We start from the raw sequence: 18,144 nt of genomic DNA, 5'->3' as shown, positions 1-18,144 counted from the left end.
GTTGTCAGGTCGTTTGGGTCTGGAATACGCTACTAAAGAAAACCTCCAAATCTGATTGGTCGTGGGTATTCAGATATTGGAACCTCTGGTTTAATTCCTCCTTGGAGTGGCAACTGGGGTCAAATCGAATTGCAGATTCGCGTTTCCCCCCTCCATCGTATGGATAGTAGTCTTCTATATCTCCACTAAGTAGAAGTATATTTTTATCTAACAATTCTTCAACCACTCTGATACGCTGCTCTTCGACACTATCTGAAGCCCACAAGTGATTCGGCGGTTCTGATTTTTCACACTTCGAGAGTATTTTCTCGATTAGTCTTGCATCGTCGTCAGTTGTTTCTTCGTCTTCCTCAATCCGAGTCATCAGAGACTCTAAATCGTCAAATGCCTCATCCCAAGGCTTGGTTCGAGTCTCAATGTCCAGATCACCAACAGAATAGGTTGGGCCAGTGAACTCTGCATCCACTTCATCTTGGAATTGCCCAATCTGTTCTATTATAGACTCATCGGTAACGACTGACTCACACTCTTGTTTTGCGGCATCCACGTCGAACACGACGAAAGTCTCGATTCCTAACTCTTCCAAGAATCGCTTAAATCGGCAAACGTCGCCTTTCCCACCTGCGTTCAATACCGGGATACTTCGTTGGTCAAAGTCCCATCTCGGATCGAGAGCCTTGGAGAGCTTTTTCAGTACCAACCGATCTGAAACTCCCTCAACGAGCAGCACCTTGTCGGCAAACACATAGGACGAAACACTCTGTAAATCGGTAAGGCGTGATTTGTCTGCCTCATCCTGCTGACGGAGGACAGTATGAAACTGTGTTATCTCGGTTCCATCGTGCGGATTCTTACGGGCGATATTGATCGTGTCCAGTGTCTCGTGTTGAATCAGTACTGGAGAGTGGGTAGAAAATAGGATCTGTGCGTTAGCACCAACTAATTGATCGAACGTCCTCAACAACGTCTTCTGTAAAGAGGGGTGGAGAAACAGTTCTGCTTCCTCATACAGGATCAATAGAGGACGGGCATTTTTCACCACCTCATCTGACTCCCCGATCGTGAACTTTTCTTCTCGAAGATCTGCGAGGGTTCGTAGTAGACTGAATATCAGCGTCCTCTTCACTCCCTCTCCGACATTCTCTTTCGAGAGCGAGTCAATATGCTCCTCCTGTATCTGAATATCGGCGTTTCGGAATAGGTATTCAGTGGAGAGATTGGGGAAATCGAACTTGACGGACTGCTCTTCGAAGGTGCTACTGAGGTGGTCGCTGATGTGGCTCTCGACTTGTTGAATACTGGGGTGGGTTCGAGGCTGAAAACCATCGAGCTTCTCTTGGAGTTGCTTGTCGAGTTCATCCTGTACCTCCGACGAGATTTGGTCTACAAGATCGCCGAATTCACCTCCTCGTTTGGTTGCTGATTCGACTTCTTTGATTGCCGGGATGGAGATTAGCCGGGGGAGGAGTTTATTTAGGATTACAGATTTTGTACTATCTTTAAATTCTGTTGGCTGGATTCTGAATGAGAGCTTCTCTGGTCGGGTGTCGATATAGTCCCAGTACTTGTCCAGCCAAACCCCCTTGTTTCTCTGCTTTTTGTTGGGGATCAGGTCTGCAATCTCCCCAAATTCCTCCCGCATTTTACTCTTATAATCTGCTTTCGAAAAGCCAGTTTGCTCTTTTTGCTTCTCCCAATACTCCTCTCGATACTCTTTGAGATGTGATTCCGAGAGTCGGTCAGATTCGGGAAGAAACTGTAGTAGTTTGGTCTTCGTACTGAAATCGTCCTCTGCCTCAATCCGTTTGCAGATTCCTAGGACGCCCTCAGTCCCGTTTACAGTGATGAGTGAATCCCGAACGGATTCTCGCTTTTCGGGGTCATCGATTCGATCTAAATCATCCTCGTCAACATCGAAGAAGCCTCTGACATCAACAGTCTGATCTCGGTTCTTCTGCCAGTAGAGTTCATCATCAATCGATTTATCGGGGTTATCAAGTAAATATTTGATAGCGGACAGTATATTTGTCTTCCCGGCATTGTTTTTGCCGACGATGCAATCCAGTCCTTCAAATTCGATTGAAGTCTCCCTAGACTGTTCCCGAACAGAGCGGTACCTCTGAATTTCAATGTCGACGAGTTTCATTGAGCATCCGCCTCCGAGGGAGCGATAAATTGCGGATTCATCTTTCAGATCACCTTGTCCTCAACGATTTCGGGGACGATGTCCTTCTCCGCGAGCGGCGTGATGTTGATCGCGACGCCGTGCTTGTGGACAGGCTGGTAGCCGGTAGTCGTCACCTCTGAGAGCGCGCGCTCTTCCCAATCGTCGGGGATGTCTGCAGCGACCTCGTCGCAGTCGTCAGAGATCTCCTCGGCCAGTTGCGTGTACTCGTCAACGTCGGCGGCGAGTTCCGAGAGAAGCCGCTGACGTTCAGAGACACCAGCATCACCGATTTGGGCCTGTCCGGCGTCCTCGAACTGGTCGAAGTAGTACGTCATGAACAGAATCCCGTTGCTTGCGTAGTGGGAGGAGCCGACGAGATCGTCGTAGTACTCGAAGAGGTCGTAGAGATGAGCTTCAACGGGTTCGGAACCATCCCCGGCGTAGGCCTCGAAGGCAGCCTGCAGGTCGTCGAGCGCGTTGATCCACTCGTCTTTGTTCCCTTGTACAGTCTCGTAGAACGAGGGGCTGAACAGGTCTTCCATATCCACGTCCTCCAGATCGGCGAGTGTTTCGAGAGTGCTCAACCGTGACGCTGTCCGCTCCCGGAACTCCGCGACGCGTTCGGCTGCCTCAGCGGCGAGTTCCTGATTCCCGTCGGGCCACTCGCGGGGGTTGGACTCGGCAAGTTCGCCAAGCTGTTCTTCAAACACGCTGAGCTGTTCGAGACCGCTCTCGCAGCGTTCGTACTCCTCGGCGGCGTCGGCGCGCTCGGAGGCCGAGAGCGATTCATCGTTACGGCGACTGTTTGCCGCCGCCCGTCGTTCGCGGAGATACGCTCGCCGGGGTTCGAGATACTGGTTCTGTAGGCGGTCGAAGATACTCGCGTCTAACTGGTGGTAGTCAACGAGACAGCCGAATCCCTCGCCATCTGGGTCGGAAACGAGCCGTTCAGTCGAGAAGCGCCAGAGGATCGGCGTCCGGTCGAACTTCGAGATGTGGTACTCGAACAGGTCGTCTTCGAGCCACGCCCGGAGGTTTGGATATGCCTCATCGCCGGCACTACGGTTTCCAAGTACCTCGTCAACTTCCGCGAGGCGGTCGGTTGCGTGTTCGCCCCATACGTGTTCGAACTTCGACTCAATGTGTGTGAGGAGTTCATCCTCGCCGTCGACGCTAGATAAGGGAACGATGCCATCGTCGTTGTTCCTGACAATATCTATGCTAAACTGAAGGATGAGATCGCGCGCAAGTTCGCTTGGGGAGACAGATGGGGTATCCCCGCGTTCCGCTCCAGAATCGTCCCGAGTCCACTCGGTCAGCGGGTCGTCGATCGTTCGTAGTTCTACCTCCTGAAGCACTTCACGCCGGAGATCCTCGTCAAGATCAAGTTGGTCAAACAGTAGCTTGTCTGTTTCTCTTGCGCTCTGCTCCAGATTGCGGTTGAGGCGTTTCAAGTACTCTTCCCCGCGCTTCGCTAACTCCTCGATGCTTGTTTCAGGCTCTACCTCGGATGGTATCTCCCAATCGATCTCATCTAGGAGACTCCGATGAGGGTGATCCGGCGGGTTGGGGTTCCCGTACCCGAGCATCTGTGCTGCAAGTGTACCCGAGAAGTGTGGTGAGGTAAACTCGGTACTCCGACGTGCGAGAACATTGGCAACTTGATCGCGTGCGTTCGCGGCGAGTTCATCCTCATTCTCGAAGACGACCTCGGGGACGGGGAGTCGAGCAACGGTGCTGATCTCCCACTTCCGTTCGAACGTTTGTGCTAACTTGAGGTACGTGAGCAGCCGACTATTTAGGTATGAGGTGAGCGCCCACGAGTCGCAGTTCTCCGGGAACAGCGCGGTTCCTGACTCCGAGAAGATTGAGTCGGGGTGCATGTAACCGAAGTGGCGACCGCTCCTTTTCCTCCGGTTAAACGAGATTCCTTCGGTAAAGTAGAAGTCCGTGTTCTGAGGCCTTGATCCTGAGTACCGTTTGATCTCTGCTCCGTCGTTCTCCCAGAGAATCCTATCCTTGATTCGCGGAAGCAGCCATGTGTCTGTTCCACCGTCGGAAAGGGGTGGGAACAAAATACCCTCCTCCGGTGCTTCCCAGAACTTATTCAGAAACCTCGTATTGTCTCCAGAGATGATACCTTGCTTTACATCGCTAAGACTAGTTTTTTCAGGGAGGTCGCCGTTTTCAGCGTCTAACACCGCCTCAGAGTTGTATAGCCGACGAAGTTCCATCGGAACCCAATACGAAATTGACGCGCCCGGTACAAGCGAGAATTCCGAAGTATCACGCGTGTACACTCGTCTGATTGTTCCGTCGTACTCGTCTTCGAATACCGAGTCAATATACGTTCTTTCTTTCTCAGATTTGGAAACATCGTGAAGTCTAATGAACTTCCCATCGGTATTGTCGTCGGAAGTCCCTGTCCGAACGACCGTCCCGACAGTCCCTACGGTTGCGTTATCAAGAACATCGTAGCCAAACTCGGCGAGAAAATCGAACGAACGGTCGTCGCCGACGAAATCTACTCGGAAGCTCTCGAAGACCTTCCGGAACATGAACGACCAAGGAACGAGCATCCCGACCCGGCCGTTACCCTTGGATAGCCGCTCACAGACCTCGAAGAAGTTTACATAATACTCTTGGTAATATTCGTAGTTGTCACTCACATAGGACTTGACGCCATTAGGCATCCGACCCCGCATTCCGTACGGCGGATTCATTAGTGCAACGTCGTACTCTTGCGTTAGCACTACCAGCAGATTCAGGAAACTCTTGAGGTTCTGTTCGCCGAAAGAGTCTGACGACCGCTCATCGACGGCCTCCCGAAGTGCCTTCAAGAACGAGTTTAGCGATTGGTGCGTCCCGTCGCCCCAGTCTGACAATCCTGTCTGTCCACTTTCGAATACATCCTCAAGCGTCCCACTCACGTCGAGGAGGCTCCCGAGCGCCTCCGTGTGCTGGAACGTCTCAATGATCTCACCAAGCGCCTCGCGCAGGTCAGTCCCCTCGCCAGTGATTTCGTCCAACACCTCGGCGCCCTCTTCGACCTCCGCCACGCGGGCGTCCGCACAGACGATGTCGACGTTGGGCATCTCAAACTGGCCGTCTTCCTCCTCGGCGCGCGTCCGGGCCTTCAGATACAGATTGAACGCCGAGAGCTGGCACGAGCGCAGGTCGATGTCGACGCCGTAGAGGTTGTGCTCCAGCACCTTCGCCGGAATCTCGGCGCGGTCGAGGTCGTCTTCTTCTTCCCACCAGATTCGCTCCAGCACGTCGAATGCGTACAGGAGGAAGTGACCGCTCCCACAGGCGGGGTCGATGACTCGCAGTTCAGACGGATGATCGAACTCGGGAGCGGCGCCGGGCTCCTCGTCCGGGATGAGGTATGTACAGAGTTCGGGAACGGACGGGCTGTCTTCCGGCGTGACCAAGCGTTCCTTGCGCTTCTCGGGACTGAGCGCCTCCGGCTCCGGTACTGCCGACTCCTGCTCGGTGGCCTCGAGATAGAGCTTGCCGAGGGAATTGTCGGTGAGCATCCGGACGACCCAGTGGGGCGTGTAGAACTGATTCGCCGGCCCCACGTCCTCCGGTTCGAGCGTGTTCTTCGCGTCGAGCGCCTCGACGACGGGACGGTTGTAGTACTCGTACACCCACCCCAGCACGTCGTCGGCCCGCCAAACCTCGTCGGCGACCTCGTCGAGCATCCCGCAGATGTCCTCGAACGTGTCGTCGTCGGGGTCGATCAGGCTGTAGGCCGTCGAGCGGTCGAAGAGAATCTCGATCTCCTCGGCGAGGTCGTCGCACGCGTTCCGGTAGGCTTCGAGGACAGCCTCCTCCTCGAGCATGAACTCCTCGGTGACCAGTCGGTCGGCGGCCGGCGTGAGGCCGTCGTCGCGGAAGGCCGTGACCTCGTCATCGATGAAGTCCCGAACCTCCATACAGCGGAGCGCGGCCAGCCGATTGACGATCGTGTATCCGACGCCCGTGATGTACTGCTTGTGGGCTTCGTGCCAGTTGTGACCGTCGGCGGCTTCGAGTTCGATGGCTTCGACGAGGTCTTCCTGCTCCTCGCTCAGGGACGCGTCGTCGTCCGGTTTCTCGTCGAGGTCGTACTCGTCCTCGAGCTGGTAGCGAACGTTCGCCTCGACGCGGTCGCGCATCTCGGTGACGACGTCTTCGAGGTGCTCACGTTCTTCTTTGTCGAGCTGGGCCTTGCGGGGTTGGGTAGATTGTCCGTCCATACGAAACTCAGTGATGTTACAAGCAGAGTCATCAAGATGTCTTGAAGATTGTCCATATACTCTCAGACGGCGTCCGGATCAGGACTTGGAAAAGATCGGCTGGGTGGTTCTCCACGAAATATTTACGACTGATCTTGAATGCTTAGGTATGGTTGATGACTTCGCCGGCCCTCGGAAGCTCCGGTACTTTCTGTATCTACTGTTGTTTGTGGTCTTCGGAGCGGTGATTTCGAAGATACTCGCGGACTTCTACGGGATCGAGTTTCTCGAACCAATCTTCTGGTGGTTCGTAGAGAACCCGATGGCGCTCTTCGAGCTTGCAGGGTTCTTCTCAATCATCGCGCTGATCGTTATCGTGGGGGCGAAAGTTCTGGAACTCGCCGACGATAGCGGGTTCTAACTGCCACAGCGCAGCAATCTAAGCGCCTTCCGTGAACAGAAGCCAGACACAGCAAAAAGCCGACCCGGTGCTGGGTCAAGGTTCGAAAAGAGTGGAGCTGCGGTCTCTGCTGCCCTCTCTCACTCGGTAGTCTCGCCGAGTATCTCCCGAGCCTGAGATTCAAGCGCGTCGAAATCGATCTCCTGATTCGGGTTACAGGTGATTCTCACTCCGCTTCGACCACTGCCCCGCATATCCTCTTTGACTGCGACCGACTCGGCATCGATCCCGAGTGCATCCGCAATCTCTGCAGCATCAAGCGACGCCGTATCGACGTCGTACAGGTCGATGTGGAACAGCGTCCGCTTCGTCCGGATCGCGATGCGACGTTTTCGGCCCTTGTTGAACGCGACGTAGTGCTTCTGCCCCCACTCCGGCCCGTTGAGGAACTCCAGTTCCTGCAGCGCGGCTGTGACGTCTTCCAGCAAACCGGCTGTTTCCTCGTTTGAACGCTCGTTGAGGTGCCAACTCTGTCCGTCCTCCTTCCACGGCTCGTCAGAGGTGTCGGGACTTACGTCCGTCACGGTGTGTTCTGGTGTCGGGATCGTCTGCTCTGCGTCAAGATACAGCCGGTCGCCGTCCTTGAGGAGCTGGAACTCGATGACGGAGATGTCGATCGATCTGTCGCTAAGCCACCGGAGTACGATGTCCAGCCGCTCGCGGACAGATTCACCGACGAAGACGATTCGCTGATCCTGATTGAGCGTGTAGTCCTCGTTGCAGAACTCGTCGAGTACCTCGGTAAACGTGGTCTCCTCCTCGTAGAGCGTCCGCCCCCACGTCGTGGACTTGAACTTCTCGAACTGGTCGCGGAGCTTGGAGTAATCCCAGTGCGAGGTGTAGGCGGCGTACTTGAGCCCCTGAAAATCGACCTTCGGCTTCAGCGCGCCTCGTTTGAGTTCGATGGCGACGACGTTGGCGTCTCGGTCGATGGCGAGGAGATCAATGCCATCGCCGATCTGCTTCACGGAAATCTCCCGACCGATAAGCCGAAAGTCCTCACCGAGGATGCTCTCGGGACTATTGATGATCCACTCCCGGAGGTCGTCCTCACGAAACCCCTCGTCCTTCAGGGAGACCGTCTCTAATGTGGAAACGTCTTCTTCGTCTCCGACTCTAAGCATGATGTCGAAATAGTCTCACAGACGCATGATAATCCTTTGGAGCCACCAGTACTATTCAATGCGTGGAACCGGTCGACAGACGTTCACCGTGATTTAACAACTCTCGACCGGGAGTAGCTAAAGATGAAGGGGATTCTTCGCTCGGTCGTCGGGTTTCCGGTTCGGATAGGGGCCTCAGCGAGAGCAGCCCTCTATCGAAGTGAAGCTAAATTAAATGACGAGGCGGCCTCCCGTCTCCCCGACCCTGTGAATCTGCGAACCATCAGCGAAATCGACATCCACGTCCGAACAAGAGCATCGTATCCACGGCTGAGCGAGTTCTATTCGAGACGAACCTTAGCCTCGATCAGCGTAGAACTAGTCGATGAAGCACCCCCATACGACATCGTTAGCCTGCAACGCCAGCTTCGAGCGTCGGATATTCCGGTCGTACAGGTATTTGGAGATACGTTGATCTCTCGAGGTGCTCTCAGACTGAACGAGAGACCTCTGTTTGCTGCTCGTGATGACTCCTCGTTCGAGGTCTTGATCGAGCTGAGTGCTGATGTGGGCGACATCGAGAGGTGGATCAGAGACCTCGATTCGGAGCTGTTAGAGCACCTTCGCGACGTGGAGAACGCCGTTGACGAGGAGTTCAATCTCGAAAGGTACGATCATGGCGAGCGGATCGCTACGAGCATCACGGCGCACCTCGAGAGAGCGTCCCGGAGTACAGCCCTCGACCGGCTTCTAACGCGAGTTGAGGAGGAAACGGATGATGTGGCCGTATTTCGGCGTTACGAGCCTGACTGGTACCTCGAACGCGTAGGGGGAACAGATCACCCCGACACGACGATTCTGACCGTGAGCCACCGGTATCGTATTGACGACGAATGGCGCGATGGTGCAGGAACTCACGAAGAGGAATTCACCGAGACAGAGGCTGCACTTCGGTGGCTAAGGGAGTTCCGCGATGATCCGCCGGATTATCTCGATACACGATAGGCCAACCTGATTCTCATAGATGATTTCGGACAAGTACGTCGTTTTCGACCGTGATGGCCTCTCTGTGTTGCGTAATTACGAAATGAATATAAATGAGTTCGATATTTTGCAACAGCAGGCCGTCAGTCGAGCAGCTCGATCATCACCACAGAGTCATCAGGCAATTCATCCATGGTCTCTCGAATCCGCCGCAGCTGCTCGTCAACACCGTCGAGCAACTGCTCGGCATCTTCGATCAATTCACCCATCCGTTCTTTACTCGGAGGGCTGGATCCCTCTACTGCATCGACGACCTCTTGGGTGAGATCGTGGTCGGGATACTCGGACTGCAGTTCGCTGGCAAGTTCCTCGAGCCGCTCGTTGACCTCGAAGGGGTTCTCTGCTTTATCGAGAAGTTGCTCTACGTCGTCAACGCTCGGCGGCTGCGATCGACTGAGCATCTCGTTCACGTCGGTCGTGACTGGGTGATTCGGACGCTCGTCCTCGAGTCGTCTCGACGCGTCGCGAAGTTGCGACCAGAGCGAGGCCTCACTACCCGAATCTTCGAGGAGCCGCCGTGCCCGTTCGTACCGCTTGGCTTGCTGAACGACCGTCGGGTCGACGAGGTCTTCTTCCGAGAACGAATCACCGTTCCATGCCGTCTCGAAGAGCTCGTAGAGATCGTCGATGGTTACACCGTCGAATTCGATGGCGACGCGGTCGGCAGTTTCCTTGCTACTCCCATCGTGAGCATAGAGCCACGTTGCAAGACTGGAGACCACGCTCTCGGGTTCCTCATCCGGCGGCGACTCTCCCGTGATGCGTTCGTACTGTTCGCGGACGACAGTTCGTCTGTGAGCGTCGGATTCGTCGATCGTTGCTCGGAGCCGGTCGGCATCAGGCACTTCGTCCCCGCCGACGATCGCTTGCATCTCCCCGGTGATGTCCGCACCGGGGTAGAGCTGCTGCATCTCCATCGTTCGCTGGCTGAACTGCTCCCAGAGGGTGTCGTCATCCTCGACCGACCGGAAGAGTCCTCTTGCCCGAGCGAAACGCTCGGACTGCCGTGCGATTTCGTCAGATGCAAAGTCGTCTGTTTCGAGAGATTCGCCCCCGAGTGCGGGCTGGAGAGCCCTCTCAAGTTCGTCCAGCGAAGCGCCTTCGCCGAACTCTCTGCTGACGCCTCGCAAGACGCGTTTCACCAGCACGCTGTTCTCGTCAACCCATGTAGCCAACTCCGAGAGCCACGCATCTGGATCGGTTCCGTCCGGCTCCTCACCGATTAGCGTCTCAACGGCCTCCTGAATCTGGTCTGGATCGATTCCGTCCAGTGACTCGAACCGAATCTGTACGTCGGTCAGGTTTGTCTTGTTTCTGACCGCTCGCCCGATCTCGTCCGGTTCGGTAATGTACTCGTCGTCACGGCGCAACGCGATTTTGTTGGCCGTTGCGAGCGTGATCAACAGTGCTGAGATCGATTCCTGCGGTGTCCCGCGATATGTGCCTCCGCGCTGGACAGTCTGGGTAAGCAAATCCTCGGCACGAAGCGACTGGGTGTCCTCGTACTCGTCGAGAAATTCCTGACACCAGCCGTCGGCGAGTTCGGCGCGGTCAGTATCCACACCGAGCGTGACGGCGTCCTCGCTCGAAAGCGGCCAGTCGTCGACGCCGCGGAAGAACCGCGCCATCTGCTTGGCGTCCTCGACTTCCGTGATCCCGTTGGTTAGGACGAAGCGCGTCCCGCTGAACACAGACCGTACTTGCGTTTCCACGACTTGCTCGATCACGTCTCCGTATCGCCCTCTCGTCCCGCCTGTTCGGACGTAGACGTCCGCTTCCTCGAGTTGCTCGCGAATCGCCGACTCGAGCGCCCGCTGTTCGTCGCGGTGGTCGGACTCCAAGTCCGGATACGTTTCCGTTTCCTCTGACAGCACCTCCTGCATGCCCATCACGTCCCGGAGGCGGTCGATCGTCGATCCCTGTAGCTCGACGGCGACGAGGACGTGCTCGCCTCCATCCCGCCCCTCGTTTGTCGACTGCCATGCATCAACCTGATCGCTAACCTCCTCGTCGCGGCCCGCGACCAGCCGCACACGAACGGCGTCAAACTCTGGCGTCGGTGCTTGCTCGATAGGGTCGAGAACAGAGTAGCCGAAACGGAGCGGGACTTTGCGCTCCCCCTCGAGATCGACCTCGTGTCGACTGCCCTCCGAGAGCAGGAGGTTGCTTCCCTCCCGAATGGAGTTCTCCAACTTGGCCGAAAGTCGATGCGACGGAATCTGCTGTGCGCGAGTCTTCGCTCGCGTCAGGATGTCCTCCTGCTCTTCGGAGACCAGCAGGTACTCCTCGTCGCCGCGGTCGTTCGTCTCCGTCAGTACCTTCCGATCCTCGAGGAGGTCGGAGAGTGCCGATTCGACATCTCCTCGGACGGATTCGAACGACTCGTGAGTTGACTTGACCATCAGCCGGGCGAGGTTCGCCGGCGTCGACGGCACCTCGGAACGCACCTGATTCAGTAGATACAGCGCCTTCGCAACGCGGACGGAGAACGCACTTTCGTCGCCGCCAGCTGAGGGGACGAGTTTGTTCTCGACCATCTCCTGCACCCATAGCGGGATGTACGTCGTCTCTTCCACCAGCAGGTCGTACAACTCGTCCCACGTGACGAGTGCTCCGACCTGCTTGTCTCCCCACTCGAACCGCGTGAACAGTGAGCGGACGAGGATTAGCAACGCCCGCCCCTGCACATACTCCTCTTCGGTCACGCGTCCCCGTGGCATCAGTTGCTGAATCACCGTCCGGAGCAATCCGAGATCGTACTCGCGGAACGGGTACGACTCGACTGCGTCCGGGTCGGCGCCGGCAATATCGGAGTACGCGTCGAGTGTCAGGTCGGTCATCTCCCGAAGCGCGGACTCGACGGCCTGTCCACCCTCGGCGTCCTTCTGCAGCCACCGCTTTCGGACGATGATCTCGGTGTCGGCACCCTCGAGCGGTTCTTGAGCGCCGTACCACGGCTGCTCCGTGACTTCGGTATCGTCGAACTCGCCGTGGATACGCTCGATCGGATACTGTCCAGTCCCGATGACTGGCGGGTTGGGCCCGACGCCCAGCTCCGTCAGGGCTTCCATCGTTTCTTGGAACTCTCTGTAGCGGTGGCGGCCATCACCAATGAACAGCGCCACCTCGTCAAGCCCGATCAGCAACTCCGTCTCGGTCTCCGGCGTGCTCAGCGACTCTTGAGCCGCTTCGATGCGGTCGACGAGTTCGTCGGGGTCGAACTCATCGGGATCGACTTCCTCGATGGCGTCGTCGATCGACTGCTTGACTTCCTCCCGTGACGCGTACGGTGAGTCATCGAGTGTCGGAACGGCGTCGTAGAGCCAGCTCCGTAGCGACGCCCGCTCGTCGTACACATCCTCGAACGTCTGTCCGTCGTGCTCGACTTCCTGTAGTCGCTCCCAGCAGTCACCGTGGTTCATGTCGAGCTGCCACGCCCACTCAAGCAGCCAATTCGGGTCGGTGGGATACCCGAGTTCGCGGCCGATCGCCTCGTAAATGAGGTAGGGGAGCGGCGGTTCCTGTGACGCGTCCCGGTTGAGGAGGTTCAGGAAGACGGGTTTCAGCCGGTCGACGTGAGAGTTAGCGACGCTCTGTCGGAACGATTGGAAGCCCGGCCATCTGTTCGCCAACTCTTCGCCGAGGTCGGCGAACTCCGATTCGGTGTCGGCAGCGAACCCGATGAGCTTCAGGAGGTGCGTCTTCCCCGACCCGAACGTCGCAGAGATGTAGAGGAAGCGCGGTTCCTCGTGGGGATACTTGTCGACGAGGTTCCCGAGCGTGGTGAGCACATCGCGGGCGCTGTCGGTCTCATAGAACTCGCGGACGTCGTTTTCGGCCCGCGCTCGGGCGTTGACCTTCTGGACTTCCTCGAGTTCGCGGGTCGGTGACTGCTGGAAGATGTCGTGAATGTGTGTGTCGCTCATTGGAGATGCACCCCCTCAACCCGACCTTCGATCTGGTGGGCCGGGTAGTAGTTGCGCGATTCCTCGCCGAAGAAGCTCAGTTTCCCACCGACGATGTCTCCGGGGAACGGAATGCCGATTGTAGACTGGACGTTGCGGCGGTCGAGTTCGTCGAGCAGTTCCGACGCACGCGTAAACGGGTAGAGGCTCCCGAGGTGCGTGAGGAGAACGACGTGTCGCTGCTGGGCTGGGGCGTCGATTTTCTCGACCATAACCGCGACGAGTTCCTCGGCTAATCGGTCTTGCATCGTTTCGGTGATCGTCGCCGGTTGGCTGTTCTCGCCGAGGTCGACCGCGAGTTCGAAGACGTCGGTTTCGACGAACAGTTCGTCCAGCCGGAGGACTTGGACGGTTCCGTCATCCGGGAACTCCTCGGTACGATGCGGGTTCGTCGCCCACTCGGTGAGCCGTTCGGCGACCCGTCGCTCGTACTTCGGTTGGACGGGGACGATCACGAATGGGTTTCGGATGCCGCGTCGTCCGTCGGCGAACTGTGCGAGCCGCTCCGTGAAGTCGTGGAAGGGACGTTTGGTCGTCATCGGATGATCACCCCCATTTCAGTCCGCTCGATACTGAGGTCATGGCGTTCGACGAGCCGTTCCAGTTCCGAGTCCAGCGATTCGCGATCCGACGGGAGAACCCCGATCGCCGTGATGTCCGTGGGGGACTGATCCCCAACGAGTGTCTGTAGCTCCTCGAACGTACCTCGCAACTCCTCTATGCCGCTACCGGCAACCACAGTGAGGGGTTCGCTGTCGAGGAGTGTGTTCGTCGCTCGAATGAAGTCGTCAGCCTCGGTGTTGGTCGTTCCGCCGATCACCGTCGACACCGCGTCCGAGATGTCCTCGTGCCACGATGCGGCCCGGCGGAGCGGTGTGATGTACTCGCTCTCGAAGGCCGGCCGAACGTTCGAACCGAACTCGCTCGCGGGCCGAATCCACGGATGCTCCTGCAACTCGTCGACGAACACATCGATCTCAGTTTCCGCTCGGAACGAGTCCCACGCGGTCTCGATCGCGTCGTCGAGCGCCGGCGAGGTGGTTTGGGCGTCGTTGAACCGATCCCAGCCATCGTGTGTCCACCACTCGCCCTCGTAGTCGTTGATGCTGTCGCGAAGCGTCTGGCTGGCCGTTTCGCACTCTTCGGTCAGCCAGTCGTACGACTGCTGGGCGAGAGTCAACTGCGAATCGATTCGCGTGAGTGCGGGAAGGCGCAAACTCCACACTTCCTCGGCGTCGTCGTACCACTCCCGAGCGTCGTTGGTTGCTTCGACGACGTCCTTCCAGTCGGTGTCACGTGATTTGACGGCCTCCCTTCGGTCGATTGCGTTCTGCTGCTCGTCTTCGAGCGCCTCCACAAACGACTCGAGGAGGTTGCGAACGGCGCGCGTTTGGATGTCACTCTCGGCGACCAGCCTGACGTCTTCCACGAGACTACCGAGTCGACCCGCGAGCGTGTCGTTCGCGGACTGGAGCCTGACGATTCCGTCCGGGATGGTCTCCGTCGAGTCCATAAATCCTCCCTCGCGGAGGATCTTTCCTACACTGTCACCTTTCGCAATCTTCAGACGCGTCGTCGTCAGTTTGTTCAGGTCGATGACGTCGTCGAGTTCGAGGGAGTCACCTGTCTCGTCGATGGGCAGGAAGTCTCCCTTCCGGCAGAGGCCCCAAATAATCGCACACAGCGCGGGGCGAGCGTCCTCGTAGATCGGCTTCTTCTTCACGATACCGTCGAGGATCGTCGCCATCGCGAGGTTCCCGCCGCGTTGCTTCAACTGTCGGCCAGTGAAGGCGCGCACATTGTTCTGGATCGACCCCTCGTGCGTTTCGGGGTCTTCTGTCGCGACATCGATCTGCTGGGCCCACGTAGGGAGCGGGTCTTGTGCGGAGAGTCCACGGAGCTCCTGTAAGTGCTCGTCGCCGACCTGCAGCATAACGGGGTGGAAGTCGTCGGGGTAGTTGACGTCGAGATACTCCTCGACTCCCGAAGCCATGCCCCCGATCTGATCGCCGCGATCCTTGACGTCGAACGTCCCGCTCTTGAGCGCCTCAACGAGTTTGCTCTGGACGCGAGCTGCGCGGTCGGAGAGGTCACGTTCGACGGACTGTGGGAGCGTGTGGTCTCCGACGGCATCTCTGAGCGACCACCACTCGATGAGACTATCACGGAGATCGTCGAGTCCATCCTGTCCGATCGTCCATTCGAGCGGATCGCCGTCGTAGCTGATGTCTGCTGCGGCGGGAGAAATCCCTTCGACGGCGACCTCGACATTGAGTGCGTCCTCTGCATCGACTGTCGTATCGAGTTCGATCCCGTCGATACTGAATTCGTAGCGAACAGGATATTGCTCACCGGTATCCGGGTACTCAGCCGATGTCGGGAGGGAGAGGTCGCGCACGATGTCCTCCCAGAGATACCCGTCCACGGCTTCGATGATGGACTGCCAGTCCGGGTTGTCGAGGTTCTGCTCGGAGGCTTCGATGATCTCCCGCTCTTCCGGATGAGTGAACGCATACTTCGGCCCCGTTTCGTCATGCGTGGGACGGATGAATTTCCGAAGCCGTTGGAGGGAATCCTCGACGCGGTTCTCCATCTGGAACTGAGTCGGGCCGTCGAGGTCACTCAACACGGCGACTGCGAGATTTCGCTCGGACATCGGAATCGTATCTGGGATGTGCTGGAGGAGCAACACGGCCTTCGCGACATCCACGTCGATCTCCTCCAGTTCGCCTGCCTTGTACTGTTCCTCGATCTCCTCGATGACCCCCACGTCCTGTGGCGTGATGTCATCGAGTTCTGGTTCGATGAGGTCGTAGAAGTCGACCAGCGAAATGACGTCGGTCTCGTTGCCCGCCTCTATCCACTCTTGGAGGAGTCCGTGAACGAGGGCCAAAATCGCCCGTGCGGTTCCCGAGAAGATCGACTTCGCCGGGTCGTGTGCTTCCTGCCGGAGGTTCGAGAGGATCTCGAGGAACAGCGGTGGCTGATACGGGAGGAACGGATAGAACTCGACGAGGCGCTCGCGATCGATGTCGTCGAGCGGTGGTTCGGTGTTCTGTTCGATGCCCGAGTACACGAGTAACGTCTCGGGCTCGTTGCTGGTTCGGTCGAGGACGTGTTCTGCGTCCTCTTTCCCATCTACCGTCTTTTTGAGCAACCGCTGGGTCGATATTTCGCCGACGTGCCGACTCGGAAGGCCAAACCGATGGGGGAACCGATCCTTGACGATGCTGAAGTCGGCCCCGCGAGCCGCGAACTGCGGCTGGACGTCCTCGATTTTGGCCTGTGCCGTCGCCACCAGTTGGATGTCGCCGTCACCGGTCTCGTCGACGCTCTCTGCAAGGGTCTGTAACTCGGTGAGGCGGTCGAAGTCCGTCCCGATGAAGAGACTGACCTCGTCGAGTAGTAGTACGAGTTTGACCGGGCGTCCGAGTTCCTCTTCGCGGTTGCTCCGCAACTGTTCGAGGCGCTCGACCATCGCTTGGGGGTCGAGATCGGACGGCATCAGGTCGTCTAGACCATCCGCCGTGCCGGTCTCCTGCTCGAAGAGTGTGGGAAGAACGGCATCCGCGAGAGCGTTGTACTGCTGAACATCCTCCCAGTCGTACTTCTCGGGGCTGTCAACCGTACTCCGTAGTGCCGTTTGGGTGTTGGCAGTCCGATCATCCCACGCGTCGGTCGTCCGATACCAGTCCTCGAAGAAGGCGACGTCGAGTTGCGACGAGAGCCCTCCATCGGCACCGGTGAGCCGTTCCGACGTGTGGGCACTGCGGAGAACGATCTCGCTGAAGCTCAATTTCTTCTGACCCTGATGCTTCAGGAGGTTCACCGAGATTGGAATGACCTCGTAATCATCGTGGATCGACGACCACGTGGACTCGAGCGTCTCCAGCTCACGACCGTCGGTTAGCTGCTCCCAGACATCGTCGCGCTGTCGAAGCCATTCGCTATCCAGAAGCCCGCGAAGTACGCTAAGAAGGTGACTCTTTCCGCTCCCGTAGTATCCGTAGAGCCAGTAGTTCGCGCCCGACCGCATATCCTCGGAACGGCCGAGCAGACGCGAGAAGAAGTCGGACATGAAGTCCTTCGACTCCTCTGTCACGTGGTAGGTGTCGATCGATTCCAGTCGATGATCGCGACCGTCATCCTCGCGGTCGATGCGGACGGACTCCTCGAAATCGCTCCCAACATCGGCAGCGAACCAGCTCTCGTCAGTCATACTTCGCCCTCCCATGGTTCGGCCCAGTCGTATGTATCAACGACCGGCTGGAGTCTCAGTTCACCGTGAATCCCGCTCGCTTCCCAGTTCGGATCGTCGCTCACTCGTTCGGCCAAGGAGTCCCAGTACTGTTCCGATTGGAAGAGGTAGAGCCAGCCAGTCGGCTGGGAAAGCCAGTCATCGCCGTGGGTCTCCCACGAGTAACCTGACGCGACGAGCAACGGTGTCGTCCCGATATTGGGAATCTGGCCCTGTAATGCCTGCTGTGTCTCGAGAACGTCGATCTCTCGCATCACAGAGCGGAGTCCTTCGCCCCACCGACGCGTCGTCGATTCTGCGTAATCAAACTCGCTCCCATCGTCGTAATGGAATTCGTTCAGAAGGCGTTCAACTGTGTCCTGCTCGAAGTCCAGCCCGTCGACGCCGGACTCCTGAAGCCGATTGGCGTATCGGTGGACGATGTACTTCACGAGAGGGTCGTCCTCCACTAAGTAGAAGTACAGTACCTGCGCCTTATCGCGTTTCGCCTCGCATTGATCGAAGACCGTCGGAAGTTGGACGATCGAGGGGAGTTCGCTTCCCGCTGTCTTGAATCGCGAGCTGAGAGCGCGATAGATGCCCTTCGAACTGCCGCGCGTACTACGCTCGTCGAACCGTTCTTCGAGCCATTGCTCTTCGACGACTGTCCAGTCCCGATGTTGGGCGTACAGCCGAGCGAGCGTCTCTGCCCGTTCTACGAGAAGCCCGCATCTAGTGAGCGCCATCGACACCTCTTCGTGAGAGAATGTCGAGTCGAGCGACGGTAGGGAAGTTCCCCTTCCGTCGGTGCGGAGAGTCATACTTTGTCTCGAACCATCCACACCACTTAGTTGATAGGGAAAAACGAATCGAGGAGACTTTAGATGTAGGTGCGTGCCATCCCCGGATTTCGAAGAGTGCTAAGTTTGTGACGAAGCAGTTATT

Annotated in this window: 9 protein-coding genes; 2 read left to right on the top strand and 7 right to left on the bottom strand. The window is 57.5% G+C overall.

What is annotated here, in order from left to right; translation table 11 throughout:
* Positions 1 to 4: 4 nt before the first annotated feature.
* Positions 5 to 2,146, bottom strand: a complete 2,142-nt coding sequence (locus tag BMX07_RS18690; protein WP_090620854.1) for an AAA family ATPase — start codon at positions 2,144 to 2,146, stop codon at positions 5 to 7.
* A 44-nt stretch (positions 2,147 to 2,190) separates the two neighbouring features.
* Complete coding sequence (gene pglX, locus BMX07_RS18685) at positions 2,191 to 6,411, bottom strand: BREX-5 system adenine-specific DNA-methyltransferase PglX (protein ID WP_090620852.1); 4,221 nt, start codon at positions 6,409 to 6,411, stop codon at positions 2,191 to 2,193.
* Between the two features lie 148 nt (positions 6,412 to 6,559).
* On the opposite strand from pglX, the gene BMX07_RS18680 reads away from it, so the two are divergent.
* The gene (locus BMX07_RS18680) at positions 6,560 to 6,811 is read left to right on the top strand and encodes a hypothetical protein (protein ID WP_090620850.1); all 252 of its coding nucleotides are present in this window, start codon (positions 6,560 to 6,562) and stop codon (positions 6,809 to 6,811) included.
* Between the two features lie 119 nt (positions 6,812 to 6,930).
* Here BMX07_RS18680 and BMX07_RS18675 read toward each other — a convergent pair whose 3' ends face one another.
* Positions 6,931 to 7,974: a PDDEXK family nuclease gene (locus tag BMX07_RS18675; protein WP_090620847.1), complete on the bottom strand. Its 1,044-nt coding sequence runs from the start codon at positions 7,972 to 7,974 to the stop codon at positions 6,931 to 6,933.
* 123 nt (positions 7,975 to 8,097) lie between these two features.
* Here BMX07_RS18675 and BMX07_RS18670 point away from each other — a divergent pair, with 123 nt between their 5' ends.
* The gene (locus tag BMX07_RS18670; RefSeq protein WP_090620844.1) at positions 8,098 to 8,958 is read left to right on the top strand and encodes a hypothetical protein; all 861 of its coding nucleotides are present in this window, start codon (positions 8,098 to 8,100) and stop codon (positions 8,956 to 8,958) included.
* 122 nt (positions 8,959 to 9,080) lie between these two features.
* On the opposite strand, the gene BMX07_RS18665 is transcribed toward BMX07_RS18670, so the two are convergent.
* Genes BMX07_RS18665 through BMX07_RS18650 form a run of 4 tightly spaced genes read right to left on the bottom strand, consistent with a single transcriptional unit; the run spans position 9,081 to position 18,020 of the window.
* A complete protein-coding gene (locus tag BMX07_RS18665) occupies positions 9,081 to 12,923 on the bottom strand; it encodes a hypothetical protein (RefSeq protein WP_090620841.1) in 3,843 nt (1,280 codons plus the stop codon).
* Positions 12,920 to 13,501, bottom strand: coding sequence for a BREX protein BrxB domain-containing protein (locus BMX07_RS18660; protein ID WP_013878505.1), 582 nt, complete (start codon positions 13,499 to 13,501; stop codon positions 12,920 to 12,922). The genes BMX07_RS18665 and BMX07_RS18660 overlap by 4 nt, the downstream gene beginning before the upstream one ends.
* On the bottom strand, positions 13,498 to 17,181 hold the full coding sequence (locus tag BMX07_RS18655; protein ID WP_090620839.1) for a hypothetical protein: 3,684 nt from the start codon (positions 17,179 to 17,181) through the stop codon (positions 13,498 to 13,500). The genes BMX07_RS18660 and BMX07_RS18655 overlap by 4 nt, the downstream gene beginning before the upstream one ends.
* Complete coding sequence (locus BMX07_RS18650; protein ID WP_090620837.1) at positions 17,178 to 18,020, bottom strand: DUF1819 family protein; 843 nt, start codon at positions 18,018 to 18,020, stop codon at positions 17,178 to 17,180. The genes BMX07_RS18655 and BMX07_RS18650 overlap by 4 nt, the downstream gene beginning before the upstream one ends.
* Between the last annotated feature and the right edge of the window lie 124 nt (positions 18,021 to 18,144).

It is taken from the genome of Natrinema salaciae (genome assembly GCF_900110865.1).
Taxonomy (GTDB): Archaea; Halobacteriota; Halobacteria; order Halobacteriales; family Natrialbaceae; genus Natrinema; species Natrinema salaciae.
This window is presented reverse-complemented; position numbering and strand designations above follow the sequence as displayed.

Bases quoted from the DNA above. Each gene is read 5' to 3' on its own strand.
- pglX (WP_090620852.1), bottom strand. From the start codon at position 6,411: ATGGACGGACAATCTACCCAACCCCGCAAGGCCCAGCTCGACAAAGAA.
- BMX07_RS18665 (WP_090620841.1), bottom strand. From the start codon at position 12,923: ATGAGCGACACACACATTCACGACATCTTCCAGCAGTCACCGACCCGC.
- BMX07_RS18690 (WP_090620854.1), bottom strand. From the start codon at position 2,146: ATGAAACTCGTCGACATTGAAATTCAGAGGTACCGCTCTGTTCGGGAA.
- BMX07_RS18675 (WP_090620847.1), bottom strand. From the start codon at position 7,974: ATGCTTAGAGTCGGAGACGAAGAAGACGTTTCCACATTAGAGACGGTC.
- BMX07_RS18680 (WP_090620850.1), top strand. From the start codon at position 6,560: ATGGTTGATGACTTCGCCGGCCCTCGGAAGCTCCGGTACTTTCTGTAT.
- BMX07_RS18650 (WP_090620837.1), bottom strand. From the start codon at position 18,020: ATGACTCTCCGCACCGACGGAAGGGGAACTTCCCTACCGTCGCTCGAC.
- BMX07_RS18670 (WP_090620844.1), top strand. From the start codon at position 8,098: ATGAAGGGGATTCTTCGCTCGGTCGTCGGGTTTCCGGTTCGGATAGGG.
- BMX07_RS18655 (WP_090620839.1), bottom strand. From the start codon at position 17,181: ATGACTGACGAGAGCTGGTTCGCTGCCGATGTTGGGAGCGATTTCGAG.
- BMX07_RS18660 (WP_013878505.1), bottom strand. From the start codon at position 13,501: ATGACGACCAAACGTCCCTTCCACGACTTCACGGAGCGGCTCGCACAG.